Below are 14,872 nucleotides of genomic sequence, written 5' to 3'. Positions count from 1 at the left end.
AGTGGTGGAGGGAATGCGTGGCTGCTGGTGAGGGCGGTTACGTAATTGGCTAGGCAGCAAGGATGTTCCCGGCAATGGTTATGACTATGCTGTCCTGTCCTGTCCTGCCGTCGGTCTTCGTGCGTCATATTTCGCGCAAGCTAGCGATAAATATAGAGGATTGCACTTATAATCCGTCAAACTTGCACTTATCGCGCTTTTCCGGCTCAGATTAAGTGATTTTATCGCCAGAGCCAAACTCACATTAACTGCGAATGAGATCAGATTACCTGCCACCAGATCGCAATCATCGCTGTGAAATCACATTATGTGCCACTGTAGGTTATATCGGCAATCCGACCTGTCGCATCATTTGCCCAAGCTCTTGGGTGCGTTCGGAATCCAGATGGCCTTTCAGGAATTTGCGCATTTCCGGCAACCGGGTATCGAATTGTTCCGCAAGTGTCTTGGCGTTGTATCCAAGCCGTGCTAGTCGGGCATCCAGATCATCATAGCCGATCGCAATTGTTTCTTCGACAATCTCCCGGGTGACAGGCTTGGCGCCAAGCTTGTAGGCTTCGGTGAAAGCGCGTGTCAGTTGTTCGGTAAACTGAAGCGGTGTTGACAGGCATTCCACCATCAGATCCAGCGCATCATCCGCAATGATGTCTCCCTGTCTGGTGGTTTTTTGGGCCCGGCACTGCTTCAGCAACCAGTCGAGATATTTGCGACTGTCATCGCCAAGCCCCTGAAAGACGAACTTGGTGGTTCTATGCCCGATCTCTTCCATTGTCGCCTTGTTCAGGTCATTTCGCAGGCGCGGATGGCCAACCAGAACCACAGACAGAACTCCGTCACCGGCCTGGACAATTTCCATCAGGCGCTTGAGGCCGGTCAGAGTGTTCCCATGCAGGTCATGAGCTTCGTCGATGAACAGAACGACGGTTTTTCGCATTTTCCGGATGAGATCCTGAAGCTTGCGTTCCCGCTTTTCGGGTTGTGTCGGCACTTTGACATCCGCATCACCGGAGACATCGAGAAAGATTGCGGTCAGAAGGGCTGGCAAAACAACACGCGGTTTGTCGATCGACAGGCTGCGGGCCACCAGAATATCCTTGCTTGCGGCCAATTCAGCCTGAAGCCGGTTTAACATCATGGTTTTTCCGACACCAACTGATCCTGTAATGGCAACCAGCCTCCCGGCCAGAATGGCCGCCCGCAGGTCGGCCATCATCTGGCGGTGCCATTCCGTTTCGAAAAAACCGGCCAGCGCCCAGTCCTTCTCGATGCCATAAAATGCCCTGACATCCGCTGTTAGCATGACAGTCTCCTATTATGTTTTGGGGTTCTTGCCGAACCGTGTTTTGATCGCCTTGGCAATTTCACGTTTGTTTATCGTGGTGGTGACAAGCTCCTCGATGAATTCAAGGTCTTCGGCACTCAACCGCGCCAGCGGTTTCTCCAACAAATCCGCAATGCCGCGACGCGCATCGAGTGTGCTGGCATAACTGAACTGGTGCCACGGGTCTGGATCTTCAAACTTTGCTTCAACGAGGGGGATAATCTCCGCGCTGGCAAATGCCTGTTCCGGCCCGGCCAGGGCCGAACGCGGCACCGATATTCTGGCAGCCAAGTCGGCTACCTTGTCGGCACGCTTCTCGCGGGGCGATTTGGCCTGTTTGCGATACCGATGCAATGGGATTGGTCCGCCGACAGGGCGATATGGGCCATAGCGTTTGCTGCCGAACTCGACAAATAGTTCCTGATCGAACAATCCCCACCACAATAAAACTTCTTCACCCGCCAGATCCGGGTCCACCTCGTAATAGGCGCCCTTCAGATGAATGCGGGCATCCGCTGCAACCGTTCGGCGTTCCGGTTCCCGGGCAAAGGCGCAATACCGTTCCCAGGAACACATGTCGCGCAGGCCTTGCTCAGGCAAGTTTGAACACCAGTCTTCCGCCCGGCTATGGGCTTCATGGCGATGCGGCTTGTCATTGTAGCGGTTGATAAAGTTCAGCAGCCAGCTATTGGCTTCGGCCTCTGTTTTGGGACGATGAAAGTGATACAGGGTTTCGTGAGCTTCCTTGACGGTCAGGAACGGACGTTCAACCTTGCCCTTGGATCGCGCCGTAACCCGTCGACCGTCCGAACCGCGGGGCATGTGGGTGCGCCAATCAACGCCAAGATGTCCCATGACGGTCTGGAACACGATGCTTTTGGCAACCGGTCCATTGTCGAGATACAGTCCTGCCGGTCTGCCCTGAAGTGTGGTGCCTTCTTTGGGTGCCATGGCGTTGAACAGGAACCGCAAGGCAGATTCCGCATCCTCGCCATACACGCAACGATATTCCTGATAGGCAACACCGCTACGATCATCCACCACGCTATAAAGCATCAGGGTTGGTGCACCACGTCCGGGTTCAATCCATTCTGGCTGGTCGAGCTGCTTCAGATCGGACGGGCTCATGTCGAAATGCCAGAGTTCGTTGGAATATCCGGCCTGAAACCGGACGGCGGTCGGGCCGCGTATCATCCGGGGATGATCGTATCCCCAATTGCGGAGCCACCGGTTGAGGGTAGATGCCACCAGTACCCCTTTGGGGGCTTGCACAAAACCCTCGGGCGTCTCGACACCGTGATCCTCAAGCAACCGGATGGCTTCATTCGTGGATAACTTGTGACCTTTGCCATTCTCTGTTCTGATTTTCAGGGCGGCCACGATCTCGCAATAGCGTTCCATCTCTGCCTGCGATATTGCGCGGGGCACACCGCGATCAGAACGTTGCAAGCCTTTCGGGCGTTGCAAGTTTCGTAACTGGCGATAGACCGACGATATACTGAGGCCATATAACCCGGCAGTCCGTGCAACAGCGCTGGCCCGACCGGGGTCTCGCACGGGCAGAGAAGACAATCTGGTCCGAAGCGCCAGAAGTGCCTCGGCCGGTATGCGGGCGGCTCTACTTTTCATTGTCGGCCTCGCCATCAATGCTATTGGCAAATTCCGCGACATAGGTATAGACGGTTGCCCGCGACACACCCATCAGATCGCAGATCTCTTTAATACTGTGCTGTCTCGATCGATACAGGTTTGCAACGTGACGGCGCTTGTCTTTGGTCAGCGCCTTTCGACGGCCGCCTTTCCGGCCGCGCGACCGAGCCGCTTCAAGACTGGCTTTCGTGCGCTCCCGGATCAGGTTCCGCTCGAATTCGGCAAGGGCGGCAAAAATATGAAAAACCAGCTTCCCGCCGCTGGTGGTCGTATCGATCGCTTCGGTAATTGATCGCAGACCGATTTGTCGTTCTGCCAACATCTCGGCTTGCGCAATCAGTTCCTTCAGGGACCGTCCCAGGCGATCGAGGCGCCAGACCACAAGCACATCGCCCTGGCGTAATTCTTCGAATGTTCGATCAAGCCCGGGGCGATCACCTTTTGCACTACTCACCTTGTCCTGGAAAATGCGCTCACAACCAGCTTCCCGCAAAGCGTCGTTTTGCAGGTCAAGATTCTGATCGTCGGTCGAGACACGTGCGTAGCCGATACGCATGGCGGACCGTCCGGAAAGCCGTTTTTGAGGCGCAGAATATTACGTTGATTTCAAGACGCGGTATACAGACAAATTAACAGTTTTCAATCGGAGACCGGCATTCGGGCTTTTACCTGTCTGGAAAACGGTCCCTTTCTGGATGCAGCGTACAAGGTATGCTGTCCCGCCCGGACCGTACTACGGGAATGGCACGTTACAAAGGCGGTCCGAGTTTTTCATGTTCTTCGGACAGGCCTCAGAGGAACAGCTTCAAACCAGCTCCAAGAAACGACGCAATCAACAGAATCCTGATGATACCCCAGTGCAACCGGAAGGCCAGGAAGCCGCTGAGGAGGAACAGGCCTACGGCGAGCCATTCGATGGTTGCAAGGTCCGACCGCCAAAGCGTTATGGGTCCCAGCTTCTGCCGGTTCACGCCAGAGAACAGGACATGCAGTGCAAACCAGATCGAAAGATTTAGGATGACACCCACGACGGCAGCGGTGATTGCCTTAAGGGCACCTCTCAATCGAGGTTGGTTCGATATCCATTCGATGTAAGGTGCGCCAACCAGTATCCAGAGAAAGCACGGGGCGAAGGTGACCCAAAGTGCCACTACGGCAGCACTCAGGCCAAGCAGAAGCCCACCATCCTTGAAACCGGCGAGAAACCCGACGAATTGCGTGACCAGGATAAGCGGGCCAGGTGTCGTTTCCGCCAGTCCAAGGGCGTCGACCATTTCCCCTGCGGTTAGCCAGCCGAATTGGACAACGACATCCTGGGCCATGTAGGCGAGAACAGCATAAGCACCGCCGAAGGTCACGACAGCGAGCATGGAGAAAAACCTGCCGACCTCGACCACGATGCCCGGCGCACCCAGCCATCCGAGGGCAAGCAGTGGCAGTAGCCAGATCGCCAACCATGTTGCAATCGTAAGGCTCGTCCTACCCACCGACACGTGCGCCATGTCCACGGCCTTCCGATCCATGTCCACGGTTTTCATGAACCAGCCGAACAGGCCCGCCATTAGGACGATCAGCGGATAGGGGATCGACAAGAAGAATATCCCGACAAACGCCAATGCCGCGATCAGCCAATGCACACGCTGTGAAAGTGCCTTTTTCGCGACCCGCAACAATGCCTCGACCACGATCACCAGAACGGCAGCCTTGATTCCGTAAAACAGTGCCTCCACAAGCGGTACATCGCCATAGATGCTGTAGATCGTCGCCAGCAACATGATCACGGCGGCACCGGGCAAGACGAACAGCAGCCCGGCGATCAAGCCACCGAACGTGCCATGCAGCCGCCATCCGGCATAGGTAGCCAACTGCATCGCCTCGGGACCGGGCAAGAGCATGCAAAAGCTCAGCGCATTCAGGAACTGCTGCTCAGAGAGCCAACTGCGGTCTTAGACGATCTCCTTGTGCATGAGCGAGATCTGGGCGGCGGGACCACCAAGCGATAGGATGCCGATCTTCCACCAAACCCGTGTTGCTTCCGCAAGCGTCGGGGTTTCGTCCCTCAGGACGTTACTGGAACCACTCATGACCTACGCCTTCTTCAACGCGGCGGGCCAGTCATGCCCTTCATCCGTGGCATCGCGTGCCCACCGATAGAATGCGTCGTAGAGCATCATGCCAGCTTCGAGCTGTTCCAGGTCGTCGCGATACATTCGAGATAGGCCTAGTGAGGCAGCAAGAAGTCCCGCCGCTTCAGGTGCCAGATCATGCCTGTTGGTGTCGGCACCACGCACGATCACGGCCAATCCCTCAAGCGCACTATGGCTGATGCCGAACTCTTCAATCATCGTGTCGAACGTGCATTTTTCGCCGCGATGGCTCCAGAATACGTTTTCAACGTCGAAGGGCGTCGCATTGAAACGTTCTGCGACGTTGAGGACCTGCGATGCGGCGACAAACAGTATTTGGGCATTCGGATCGACAAACCGGCGAATAAGCCAGGGACAAGCAATCCTGTCGATCTTTGGCCTGTGACGCGTTACCCAGACCGAGCATCCGCTGGCATCAGACGGTGGAAGTTTCTCCGCAAGAACCATCGGAAGCCCGGCATCTTTCCAGGCGAATTGCCCACCTTCGAGGATTTCCGCCTTCGCGCCGGCTGATCGCAACAATGCGGCGGCACCTTGGCTAATCTTCAGGCCTTTCTGGCAGTAGACGACGACCGAACGGCCCGCGAGATCATCGGCAAGATCACGCACATTGAGAAATGGTTGACGTATCGCGCCAGGGATCAGGGGCGGGTCCGCATCGAAGTCTTCATCAATGCGTACATCAAGCAGTACGGGACAATCGGGTGTCCCCACCAAGCGGGCCAAGGTCGATACGGGGATTTCATTGTATGACGCCATAAAGCATCCTCCATGAACAGGTTGGAAGGAAGCAAGATTGGGCTGGCGCCTCACGGGGTTCTTGGGGACCCCCGGAACCGGTTTTTTAAACCCGGTTTTCCGCGCCGTCAAGCTCCAGAGCAGACATTAGCAGCATCGCAGAACAAATGGGAAAAGGGCTCCTTCAAGACCTACGCTGCGCAAGTCACGAATGGCCGCTGTTTCTCTCGACAGTCTTATGCTGATGGAGCTTGCCGAAAGCCAATCAAAACATGTGCTTTCAGATGTCAGCGCGGCATAATCCGGAACTCGGCGTTATTTCCAATTTTATGTATCAATTCAAATTGGTAATGTGAGCGTTAGTGGCAGATAATGTGATTTCACCATATGCAAGAGAGGCTAACTGATGAATGGTTTTTGCCCGTTTAGGGCAACCACTTTCTTTTGAAATCCGGAACAGCCTTTTGATGTTTCACATTTCGCGTCTACAACGGGACACTTTCTGGATGACAGCGGCATGGTCACAAGAATTTTGTGTCGACAGATTTCCACCCTTGGGATAGAAGTTGACTATGCTGAATTGCATCAGGTTTCTGACCATACTTTTGATAGCTGCTTTTGCCGCCGGGACAAGTCTTTCGACGGTCAACGCTGCTGTTATGGATGTCGGGATGTCGATGGCGGACATGGCAATGGACAATTGCCAGGATTGTTCTGGCAGCGGCGACAGCATGCCTGACTGTGATATTGCGTGTCCCCAAGTATCGACTATCGCAATTGCGCCTGTACAAGTTGCAATACCTGCGCTCGCCTCAGTCGAGCATTTCGGGCCGACAGGCAGCCTTACCGGCCGCTCAAACTCTCTCGATCCATTCCCTCCCAGAACCAACACTCTGAACTGATATCTCCTTAATCCGTTTTGGTTTGAGGATATCAGTGTCATGGGGCATCGCCGCGATTTCTCATGACGTGCTTCGTGCCCGCAATTTTTGTTGTGGGCTTGAGAGCTTCTTCAGACAGGGTTGGAAATCATGTTTTCCGATATACAGGTGCCAAACTATCGGCCTTGACCGGTATTTTCTGGCGAAATCGCAATATGCGCGAAAGCATGGCTTCACTCAACGAACAGGCGGCAATCCGCCCCTGCCGTGAGCGACCCGCTTTTACGGGGGCACGACCCCTGAAGATCAAACCGTATAAGACCATTGTGAGAAGGTCACGTCTACAAACTCGATAAGCAACTAGAATGGCAGCGACTACCGCTCGCTCCCTGCTGTGAAGTTCCATCACAGTTTTCTTATAATTTTCTAAATTTACTTTGCACCTATGATTCTGACATCCAATCCAAAATCAAACGCCGGTGCCGACATAGTAATTTTCGAACTACTGATGTAATCAACTCCCGTTTCAGCAATGTCTTTGACATTATCGATCATTACCCCACCGGATGCTTCCAGCTTTGCCGCACCTTCGTTAACAGCGACAGCTTGGCGCAACTCCTCAATCGTAAAATTGTCGAGAAGAATAACACCAACCCCCAAATCCAGTGCTTCACGCATTTGCGATAAAGTATCGACTTCAACCTCAAGGGAGACCAAATGCCCAATCTGAGCGCGAACCGACAGGACTGCGTCTTTTAGACTTCCGCATACCGCAATATGGTTGTCCTTTATCAGCACCGCGTCATCAAGACCGAACCGATGGTTTGCACCCCCACCACATTTAACCGCATATTTTTCAGCCAACCGCAAACCGGGGGTTGTTTTTCGGGTGCAGCACATTTTGGCACCGGTGTGCCGGATGTTTTCGACAAACCTGTCCGTATAGCTCGATATGCCAGATAAATGTCCCAGATAGTTGAGAGCAACCCTCTCACTCGACAGCATCTCGATGGCATCACCGCGGACTGTTGCGATGATATCCCCTTTTCGAACCCGGTCACCGTCGGTGGATTTCTTTTCCCAACGGACATTGCCCCCTGATAGCCGAAAAGCTGCTTCGGCATAGTCAAGACCACACAAAATGCCATCCTCGCGCGCGACAATGCAGGCCTCGGCCGTCTGCCCGGCTGGCAATGTATAGGATGACGCTATGTCACCGGAACGACCATAGTCTTCCAAAAGGGTCGCCATCACGGTTCGTTCGATGATCAGTTTTGGTATTGCAGGAAGCTTCAACATTTTTGATAGCCTTCGGAGAAAAATCAGCACTTTTGGATATGGCTGATATGGTTAACTAGTTAACCATAAACAAGTATGCGGTCAACCAAAGCCGCACACAAAAAGACGGACTACTCTTCGAGTAGCCCGTCAAGTTTGCTGCATACTGGATCCCTGAATGCTATCAAAACAGCAAACAGGAGGGACTGAAAAGCCCCGACACCAAAGGAGGTTGGCGATGCCTTTCAGCAGCAGCGATCCTTTAAAACCGTCAATTCCACGGTTAGAAAACCTCGTCCTGTTTTTCGATCAGTTTTATAAAAATCAGCGGTGACAAAAATATCGTGGACATGATCCGGATTAAATGATGCGCCGCCACAAACACCGGGTCCGCATCAAGAGAAATCGCCACCAAACTCATTTCTGCCAACCCGCCCGGAGCAAATGACAGGAACAGTATTTCCGTATTGGCCACTCCGGAATGCGCGAGCAGATATGCGATTAACCCGGCACATGGTATGGAAACACATAGCGCCATCACGGCCATCGGCGCTCCGCGGATGATTGCAGCACGATCCTTTGATTTAAAACGCGCCCCCAAAATCGTCCCGACAAAAAGTTGTGCAATGTGCAAAACGGGCTCGGGGACCGGCATCGTGATAATTTCCATGCTATAAAGTATCACGCCAAGGGTTAAGGGACCGATCATCGCAGCCGCGGGCAACCGCAGTTTGAAGGCGATCAACGCACCGCCCACTGCCGCCGAAATCATCAGAAACACATCAGGAAAATAAACACCCCCCACGCTATTCAGCTCGGGAAGTTCTACTTGCCGGGGATGAACCGACAGGCTCGTCAAAAGCAGCACCATGAAAGGAACGATGCTAATCGCCAGAAATACGCGCGCCGAATGCTGAAAAGCGATGACAGATGCATTCCCGCCCTTCTCAAAGCCAAGCAAGATTGATTCTGTAACTCCACCGGTACAGGAAGAAAAATAGGCCGTTGCCCTGTCGTGCTTTCCCACTGTCAGGAAAATCCGATAAATTATAAATTGCAGGGCAATATTGAATGGCACAACCAGCACCATGCTTGGCCACCAGCTTGCAAAACTGGCAATAATCGCCGGTGTCACATTGGCACTGATCGCAATACCGATGACCGGGATGAAAAACTTGCTCGTCGATTTCGGCAGATTGCCATTTGCATCAAAATATCCAAACCCGGAAAGCTTGCAGGCCGCTGTAATGAACAATGGCCCGAGCATCCAGGGAAGCGGCATGTTTATCGCACCCGCGATAAGCATGCCAATCAAGGATATCACGATTGTGATTGTATAAGAGAGGAAGAGCTTCCCCTGCATGAGAGTCATTGAAATCTCATAGTCAACAAACCGATTAAAATTTTCCGAGACAGATTTCGCCCTGCGATGTCTGCCAACGCGGCGCTGCTTGAATCATATTTCAGTCGGGAAAATCGATCGTAATTTCCCCGCTCGCAGCACGCGAGCAACATATGATGATGTTGTCTTCCATCTCGTCATCAAACAGAACCAGATCCCGGTGCTCAGCCTCCCCGGCAATCAGCTTCATCCGGCATGTGCCGCATGTGCCGGCCTCACAGGAACTGGGCATGTCAAGTCCCACCTCCTGCAAGACCTTAAGGATGGATTTGTCACCCGGTACAAGATAGCGTTCATCATGCCCCTTGACCCGAACCCAGAATGCATCCTCATCCTTTGCTTTTGTCGATGTCCCGAAATCTTCGAACCGCACACTTCCTTTGGGCCAGTGCGACGTTGCGGAACGGACCGCATGCAACAGGCCGGTGGGGCCGCAACAGTAAATCACCGATTTGCTGTGATCCCCCGATAGCAGACTGACCAGATCCAGCGATCTGGAAGGGTCGCCATAATCGTGATGTATCGTGACATCAGCATGCAATGTGTTGCGGATTTCATCACCGTATGCCGTCAGCGTCTCGTCTCGTGTAAGATAAAATACCTTGCAGGGAACCTGTTTGGTTCTTTCAAGAACTTTTGCCATACACAAGATCGGTGTAATTCCGATCCCCCCGGCAATCAGAATAATTTCTTCGGCATCAAACTTCAGTTCAAAGTCATTGCACGGTGCCGAAATTCCCACCAGGTCCCCGACTTTTGTCTGCTCAATGAAACCGACAGACCCACCTTTACCGCTGTCTTCCCGTTTAATGGCGATCCTGTAAATGCTTCTGTCTGCCGGGTCATTGCACAACGAATATTGCCGCGTATCACCGTTCGGAACATTGACATGAATATGTGCGCCGGGCACAAATTCCGGCAGGTCCATTTTGTCCGGGTGCTCGAATACATACTCGAAAATATCGGTGGCCACCTCCCGCACAGAGGCAACTTTCACATTGAACGTTTCCATTTTTTCACGCCTTTTGCAGAGGATATTGTCAAAGCTGTTTTTTATTTATGCGCCGGGCAAGATAGTTGAAATTGATCGTGAACTGCTCTTGCTTGCCAATCGCGTTCTGGAGCTTGAGAATATCTTCATCAGAAAACAGTTCAGAAACCTGCCCTGTCGCACTGGTGATCATCTGGATCATCGCCGCATTTTCGAGCATGATCGCACCGATGACTGCTTCCTCGACCGAGGAACCGGTGCAGACAATTCCGTGATGGCGCAACAATACAGCCCGGTTGGTCCCAAGAGCTGCGGCAACACCAGCCCCCATTTCCGGGGTCCGAATCAAGTTGATTGTATCAGTGTAGGTACCGAGCGAATTAAAGAATAATGCTGCCGGCTGGCTAACGGGAAGGAGCGGTTGTCCCGACGCCGATAGCGCCACGCAATAGGTCGGATGTGTATGAAGAACAGCTTGGACATCATCCCTTGAACGATAAATCTCGGTATGGATGAAAGCCTCGCTGTGGCGGCGTCCATCGCCTTCGACAACGTTTCCTTCCAGATCGATCATCAACAAACTTTCCGGGGTCAGTTCATCAAGGCCCACACTGTGCGGCTTCATAAGAAAAAGCCCGGAATTGTCGGGAATTCTTGCTGATACGTGACCGCGTGTCAGATCATCCTGACCATTGGCACAAAGTATTTTTCCGGCATAGACGAGCTTCTCTCTCAGATTCTGATATTTCATTTTTTTCTCCCGGTACGGCATGGTTTTGGTTTCGGAGTTATGGGCGTGGTGGATTGTCTGAAAATCTAGCTGCGGATCGGCACCATATTGTCGGGTTCAATATCTGCCGTAACTGTTGTGTCCCGATTTTGTGCCCGCGACAGATCAAGCAAAGAAAACTCGATATTGGTCACCAAATCCTCGATCTGCGCCCGGGACATTCGCATGGTTATCCAGCCCAGCCCCGAATTTTGAAATGCGATAAGCAATCCCCTCTTGCCGGGATCGGGCATGGTGCTCCAAAGCAGATTGTCACACTCATAAGACGCTGTATAACCAGGCACGAACTGGCCTGAATGCACTGGCGTCATCTCGGCTCGCAAACTTGCCAGATTTGCAATAAGCGCCTCCAGCTCGTCAGCATTCAGTTGTTGCTCAACTTTCTGAACGCCGTCCTCAATCTGAATAACCGCTTCGTTGCTACCGTTAGCCTTACTGACTTTGATCATTTGATTTCCTCCTGTTCCCCTGCCAAACATCAATCAGCAATGCGGAATCCGCACAGGCTTGCCGGTTTGCGACGATGTCAATGCCGCGGAACAAATTTCGATAATGGCCGCCCCCCACTGCCCGTCATGCAGCACCGCCTCCTGGCGGATGGCCTGACTGAATTCATCAAGCACCAGATCTCTTGGGGATTTGTCGCGAGACAACAGCACTTCCTCTTGCCCGCCATCAGTGTAAATCAGCAAACCATCAGGGGACTGCCGAATATCACCGCGCTCGCAACTGACAATGGTAAGACCAAAATGCGGCTGATGGGGTGCATCGTTTGCAATCGCATTCTTGCTGCGGATTTGTTTTTTCCTGAGTTCTTCTTCCTCGGACGCACCAGATAACGGTGAGGGCTTTTCTCGTTTTGCTGCGACAAAGCCCCATTCGCCGACTTCGCCTGTCAATTCCGAGCTCAGGAAATTGCCATAACCATTATAGATGGCCGTTCCGACAGCCCCGTTTTTGAATAACAAACGGACAACATGAGCACCAATCGTCGAACGTTCGGAATCCCAGTCAAAAACATTTGCAGAGACTTCGACAACAGGTTCATGACACAGACTGCAAAGAATATCGAACTGATGCGCCCCCTGCCGATAGGTGATGCCTCCGCCAAGTTCCGGTTTCAGCTCATCCGCACGACGCGGTCTGCGTACCCAGTCGGTGTAGCACATGGTATTGACCATACGGACAGCACCCAGCCGACCGGAAAGGATAATTTCGCGCATCTTGCGGATCGGCAGGTCGTGACTGTGGGAATGTCCAACCACCAATGCCAGGCCGTTTTCCTTCGCCTTTCGCGACATGTCCCGGGATTCTTCCACGGTAATCGCCATCGGCTTTTCAACCAGAACATGCAATCCTGCGCAAAGCGCTTCCAGAACCTGGGCATGGTGCAGATCGGTGGGCGTGCCGATATAAACGGCATTGCACACGCCATCAGCGAGCATGTCGGAAAGGCATCCATATCCCGGCACGCCAAATGTCGCGGCAAACTCGTCCCTGACAACCGCATTTGAATCGCAAACTGCCGCTATGACAAAATCGGGATGACGCTTTAACGGCTCCAGAAAAGCATGTGCAGCCGCCCCTAGTCCAACAATCCCCAGCAGGACCATCAGATATCTCCTTGAAATTTTGGTGGTGCTATCCGGCTGCCTGTAAGGCAGCCGGATAGCACCCAGAACCTGATGCCTTAAACAGCCTTGCGCGCGGGCGGCTGCTTGCCAGACGGTTCATAAAGCTCGACCAAATCATCAAGGATTGGCGAAAAACGCATATGAGTGCGCATCAGCCAGCTTTTCATCCCATCACTGTTGTGATGTTTCTTCTTTTCATTGGGCAGGTCGATACGGCCGTGTTTACTCTCATCACGGAACACGCACATCGGGTCTTCGCCCGCCTCGACCTTTTTGATCTCCCGACGCAGCATCCGGCGGAAGGCCGCAATCCCCTGATCTGTCGATCCCAGGTTTTCCTGGGTACGATCCGTAAGCGCCCCTTGGGAAATCCAGGCCATCATGTCTTGACCATCAACGTTATCAACGATGTGGTCCCCGTTTTCATCATAGATCGGCACTTCATAAGTATGCAGCTTTTCCGTCAAATGCGACGGAACATCCACACCCTGAGGCGGAACATAGGCCGTGTACCAGATATGCAGGGTATGGATGTCATCGACCGGCACCCTGATCTGGAACGCGTAATAGCGCGAATTTTCATCCCCGTTCCCGACGGACAGCGTATTGGGGAACATGACGGGGTGGCCGACCTTCCAGTCGTCGGAATCCTCCGATTGCCCGACAAGCAGACGATGCTTGGTCATGCCGTATTCAAATTCCTTGAACGCAATCTTGGCGTGCGGCGCACTGATTGCGACCTTGACGTTTTCCTGCTCTTTAACAAATTCATACAGGTGACCATGCAGCCATTCCGTATGAACAGGATCAAGCGAATTTTCCATGGCCTGCAGCCAGTTGACCGGAATGATCGTCCGGCCCATCATGCGCACCGTGCCCGGTTCAATAAAGCCGTCAACCAACGGAAGCAGCGGTGCCGGATCCGGTCCCATATAGGCCCAGATCATGCCGCCAAGCTCCTGCACCTTATAGGCTGTTGTCTTGATTTTCTGACAGAATGAAGACCCCTCTGGCTCATTGGGCTGTTCAAGACATTGCCCGTCACTGCCAAATGCCCATCCATGATAAGGACAACGCAGGCCGTCCTCGGTCGGGATGCCATTGACAAGCGATGCCCGGCGATGCGGACACTGACGCGCCAGCAACCCCAACCGACCCTGACGGTCGCGATAGAGGACAAGATCCTCTCCCATCAACCGGACCGGAACCGTCCATTTTTCCTGAAGGTCTTCCTTTGCCGCGATAGGATGCCAATAACGGCGAAGAAGTTCACCTGCCGGCGTCCCCGAACCAACACGGCTCAGCATGTCGTTCTGTTCTTGAGTAAGCATTTTTCCTCCCTCTTGGTTTTTCTAACAGCGATTAGATCAATCTCTCATGCGGTCGAAATCGACATCATTATTGTTAAGTGCTTAACAATAATAAGAGGGAGTGTCAACCAATCTCGTTGCTCTGGGAGGAAATTTTCCCTGACCAAATTCGAGATATGCCTCATCGCTTTACGCGAACAGAATTGTCGTGTAGCTATTGACGCGCATTCTCAAAAGGCAATTTACTTGTGGGAGATCAACCATTCCGAGCAGCATACATTTTGATCGTACAGCCCACTTGTTGAAGCTTGCGAGTAAAGCAACGGCGCGGGCCTTGCAAAACAGGCTCGCCAAGCAGAATGTTGCTTACGGTCACTGGACGTTTCTTAGAATACTTTGGCAGGATGACGGATTAAGCGTCACCGAATTGTGCCGCCGTGCCGGTGTTGCAAAACCGGCTGGCGCAACAGCACTCCATGCAATGGAAAAACTAGGTTACCTCACCAAAGAGCAAAAGCCTGACAATCAGAAGGCGATCTATATCTATTTGACCGCGCAGGGGCGGGAGTTGGAAAAAAAGCTGGTTCCGCTGGCGCTAGAGGTCAATGAACTTGCTCTGAACGGATTGCGCAAAAGCCAAAGGGAATCCCTGCGGACCACGCTGTCTGTCATCATCAAGAATCTTGAAACCGAAAATAGCTAGGCTCAGGACTCATTAATTGAGGTAAAA

The 14,872-nt window shown here is 52.9% G+C and carries 14 protein-coding genes and 1 pseudogene; 1 reads left to right on the top strand and 14 read right to left on the bottom strand.

The features are described from left to right. Positions 1-322 precede the first annotated feature (322 nt). The 14 genes and pseudogenes from TH25_RS15955 to TH25_RS15895 form a co-directional block, all read right to left on the bottom strand. Positions 323-1,300, bottom strand: a complete 978-nt coding sequence (locus tag TH25_RS15955; RefSeq protein ID WP_114089357.1) for an ExeA family protein — start codon at positions 1,298-1,300, stop codon at positions 323-325. A gap of 12 nt (positions 1,301-1,312) precedes the next feature. Then, the gene (locus tag TH25_RS15950; protein ID WP_114089437.1) at positions 1,313-2,929 is read right to left on the bottom strand and encodes a DDE-type integrase/transposase/recombinase; all 1,617 of its coding nucleotides are present in this window, start codon (positions 2,927-2,929) and stop codon (positions 1,313-1,315) included. A 10-nt stretch (positions 2,930-2,939) separates the two neighbouring features. Beyond that, a complete protein-coding gene (locus TH25_RS15945) occupies positions 2,940-3,527 on the bottom strand; it encodes a recombinase family protein (RefSeq protein ID WP_114089356.1) in 588 nt (195 codons plus the stop codon). Between the two features lie 235 nt (positions 3,528-3,762). Continuing rightward, positions 3,763-4,902, bottom strand: a pseudogene (chrA, locus tag TH25_RS15940) (chromate efflux transporter); the annotation flags it as partial. A 15-nt stretch (positions 4,903-4,917) separates the two neighbouring features. Further along, positions 4,918-5,055 carry a hypothetical protein gene (locus TH25_RS25475; RefSeq protein WP_258549188.1) on the bottom strand — a complete coding sequence of 46 codons (138 nt, stop codon included), beginning with the start codon at positions 5,053-5,055 and terminating at the stop codon, positions 4,918-4,920. Between the two features lie 3 nt (positions 5,056-5,058). Next, complete coding sequence (locus tag TH25_RS15935; protein WP_114089355.1) at positions 5,059-5,877, bottom strand: chromate resistance protein ChrB domain-containing protein; 819 nt, start codon at positions 5,875-5,877, stop codon at positions 5,059-5,061. Between the two features lie 451 nt (positions 5,878-6,328). Continuing rightward, positions 6,329-6,799, bottom strand: coding sequence for a hypothetical protein (locus TH25_RS24790; protein ID WP_147253033.1), 471 nt, complete (start codon positions 6,797-6,799; stop codon positions 6,329-6,331). A gap of 370 nt (positions 6,800-7,169) precedes the next feature. Next, positions 7,170-8,036 carry a carboxylating nicotinate-nucleotide diphosphorylase gene (nadC, locus tag TH25_RS15925; protein WP_114089353.1) on the bottom strand — a complete coding sequence of 289 codons (867 nt, stop codon included), beginning with the start codon at positions 8,034-8,036 and terminating at the stop codon, positions 7,170-7,172. Between the two features lie 262 nt (positions 8,037-8,298). Then, positions 8,299-9,387: an AbrB family transcriptional regulator gene (locus tag TH25_RS15920; protein ID WP_114089352.1), complete on the bottom strand. Its 1,089-nt coding sequence runs from the start codon at positions 9,385-9,387 to the stop codon at positions 8,299-8,301. A gap of 91 nt (positions 9,388-9,478) precedes the next feature. Continuing rightward, positions 9,479-10,429 (bottom strand): PDR/VanB family oxidoreductase, encoded by a 951-nt coding sequence (locus TH25_RS15915; protein ID WP_114089351.1) that lies wholly within the window; start codon positions 10,427-10,429, stop codon positions 9,479-9,481. Positions 10,430-10,457: 28 nt separating this feature from the next. After that, the gene (locus TH25_RS15910; protein ID WP_114089350.1) at positions 10,458-11,159 is read right to left on the bottom strand and encodes a class II aldolase/adducin family protein; all 702 of its coding nucleotides are present in this window, start codon (positions 11,157-11,159) and stop codon (positions 10,458-10,460) included. 65 nt (positions 11,160-11,224) lie between these two features. Continuing rightward, positions 11,225-11,647, bottom strand: a complete 423-nt coding sequence (locus TH25_RS15905) for a hypothetical protein (RefSeq protein ID WP_114089349.1) — start codon at positions 11,645-11,647, stop codon at positions 11,225-11,227. A 33-nt stretch (positions 11,648-11,680) separates the two neighbouring features. Continuing rightward, positions 11,681-12,811 (bottom strand): Gfo/Idh/MocA family protein, encoded by a 1,131-nt coding sequence (locus TH25_RS15900; RefSeq protein ID WP_114089348.1) that lies wholly within the window; start codon positions 12,809-12,811, stop codon positions 11,681-11,683. Between the two features lie 77 nt (positions 12,812-12,888). Next, positions 12,889-14,163 carry a Rieske 2Fe-2S domain-containing protein gene (locus TH25_RS15895; RefSeq protein ID WP_114089347.1) on the bottom strand — a complete coding sequence of 425 codons (1,275 nt, stop codon included), beginning with the start codon at positions 14,161-14,163 and terminating at the stop codon, positions 12,889-12,891. A 277-nt stretch (positions 14,164-14,440) separates the two neighbouring features. Between TH25_RS15895 and TH25_RS15890 the strand changes: the two genes are divergently transcribed. After that, positions 14,441-14,845, top strand: coding sequence for a MarR family winged helix-turn-helix transcriptional regulator (locus TH25_RS15890; protein ID WP_220151422.1), 405 nt, complete (start codon positions 14,441-14,443; stop codon positions 14,843-14,845). Positions 14,846-14,872 lie beyond the last annotated feature (27 nt).

It is taken from the genome of Thalassospira profundimaris (assembly GCF_003326755.1).
Classification (GTDB): domain Bacteria; phylum Pseudomonadota; class Alphaproteobacteria; order Rhodospirillales; family Thalassospiraceae; genus Thalassospira; species Thalassospira profundimaris_B.
Note: the sequence above shows the minus strand (reverse complement) of the source record. Positions and strands in the feature narration are given on the sequence as shown.